Source organism: Streptococcus mitis (assembly GCF_001074635.1).
GTDB classification, from domain to species: Bacteria; Bacillota; Bacilli; order Lactobacillales; family Streptococcaceae; genus Streptococcus; species Streptococcus mitis_E.
In genome coordinates this window covers 1-478 of the sequence record NZ_JUQO01000073.1, presented here as the reverse complement: position 1 = coordinate 478, position 478 = coordinate 1, and the positions used below count along the sequence as shown (strand labels likewise).

Below are 478 nucleotides of genomic sequence, written 5' to 3'. Positions count from 1 at the left end.
AGTGAAAGATGCGAATGGAACACCAGCAACAGCAACTTACACACCAACATTTACAGAAGTAAATCCTACATCTAAACCATCAGAAACTACAGGATTCCAAGGATTACCACAAACATCACGTGTTGTTCTAGATGAAAAAGATGAAGCAGATAATACAACTGTAAACTTCGATAAAGGAAATGACAAAGTAGCTTTAGTTCCAAGTACATTAACATTAGTGAACGCCGATGGAGCAAAAGTTACAAGTGTAACAGTTCCAAACGAAGGAACATATGAATTAAATAATGGCGTGATTACATTTACACCATTACCAACCTTCCATGGAAAAGCTTCAGGAGTAAGTGTTCAAGCTGAAGATGTGAATGGTAAAGTAGCAAAAACTACTTATACACCTACAGTGACTGAAGTAAGACCAGTAGGAACAAATGCAGGTTCAGAAGGAATCCAAGGTGCACCACAATCAGGAACACCAAGCTTC

At 38.3% G+C, this 478-nt stretch carries 1 protein-coding gene; it reads left to right on the top strand.

Features of this window, described 5'->3' with window-relative positions; genetic code table 11:
• Positions 1-478 (top strand): Ig-like domain-containing protein (locus ADI58_RS02990; protein WP_204373716.1); only part of this gene is annotated, 478 nt, incomplete at both ends.